Source organism: uncultured Ellagibacter sp., assembly GCF_934617235.1.
Lineage (GTDB): Bacteria > Actinomycetota > Coriobacteriia > Coriobacteriales > Eggerthellaceae > Ellagibacter.
On sequence record NZ_CAKTTZ010000086.1, the window covers coordinates 1 to 1557 of the forward strand.

Sequence of the window (1557 nt, forward strand, 5' to 3'; positions counted from 1 at the left end):
AGGGTGAGGGGGGTGAAGTCGTAACAAGGTAGCCGTACCGGAAGGTGCGGCTGGATCACCTCCTTTCTAGGGAGACAATCTTGCAAGGGCCCGCGCGCGCCCCCCGTCCGAATCCTCGGCATCCGGCCTCCAGGGCTCCCGGCGAACGGGACCCCGAGGCACCTTGGCAACTGCATAGCGCGCGACATGTTCGGGAGCGAGAGCCCCCGAACGATCTCAACTTGATATCAACCAATGACAGAAGTAGATTCTGCATCTTCGAAATCAGTTAGGATCGCCGAGATACGTTTTACCCAAAACTTTATTTATTTACTTTCTCCGATGATTTACTTCATCGGCTGGCATTTACCGGGGGGCTCGCCCCCCGGGACCGCGGGAAGAAGATACCGCGGGCGCACGGCGGATGCCTTGGCATGGGAAGCCGAGGAAGGGCGCGGCAAGCTGCGATAAGCCCCGGGGAGGCGCAAACGGCCTTCGATCCGGGGATTCCCGAATGGGGGAACCCAGCAGGGGTCATGCCCTGCTACCCGCACCAGAACAGAATACGGTGCGAGGAGGCAACCGGGGGAACTGAAACATCTAAGTACCCCGAGGAAAGGAAATCAACCGAGACTCCGGGAGTAGCGGCGAGCGAAACCGGACGCGAGCCCAAACCCGCGCACGTGCAAGCGACAGGGCGTTGCTGCGCGGGGGTTGCGGGGCGCGCCATCCCGAGGGCCTGCTCCCTCGGGCGGAGTTACAAAGCGCCATGGAAGCGGAACGGCATGGGAAGGCCGGCCGCAGCGGGTGAGAGCCCCGTACGCGGATCCATGGCGCCTCCGAGGCGCGTCCCCGAGTAGGGCCGGGCACGTGAAACCCGGTCCGAAGCAGGGGGGACCACCCTCCAAGGCTGAGCACTCTCCCATGACCGATAGCGAACGAGTACCGTGAGGGAAAGGTGAAAAGCACCCCGAGAGGGGAGTGAAAGAGCACCTGAAACCGTGCGCCCCCAAGCAGCCGGAGCACCTCAAGCGGTGTGACGGCGTGCCTTTTGTAGAATGAGCCAGCGAGTTGCGTCCGGCGGCGAGGTTCAGCTAAGAAGCGAGCCGCAGCGAAGGCGAGTCATTAAGACGGCGACGTAGTCGCCGGGCGCAGACGCGAAGCCGGGTGAGCTATCCATGGGCAGGCTGAAGCAGGGGTAAGACCCTGTGGAGGGCCGAACCCACTTCGGTTGAAAACGGAGGGGATGACCCGTGGATAGGGGTGAAAGGCCAATCAAACCCGGAGATATCTCGTTCTCCCCGAAATAGCTTTAGGGCTAGCCGCGGCCGTTAGCCGCCGCCGGTAGAGCACTGGACCGCCGAGGGGGCCTCGCAGCCTACCGAAGCGGACCAAACTCCGAACGGCGGCGGCCGAGAGGCCGCGAGTCAGAGCGCGTGGGCTAAGCTGCGCGCTCGAGAGGGAAACAGCCCAGACCGCCCGCTAAGGCCCCCAAGTCCATGCTGAGTGGCAAAGGATGTGCGTCTGCCCAGACAACCAGGATGTTGGCTTAGAAGCAGCCATGCATTCAAAGAGTGC

Annotated in this window: 2 rRNA genes; both read left to right on the top strand. The window is 62.9% G+C overall.

What is annotated here, in order from left to right:
• A 16S ribosomal RNA gene (locus Q0G85_RS10305) occupies positions 1-66 on the top strand; the annotation flags it as partial.
• Between the two features lie 310 nt (positions 67-376).
• Positions 377-1557: ribosomal RNA gene (locus Q0G85_RS10310) — 23S ribosomal RNA — on the top strand; the annotation flags it as partial.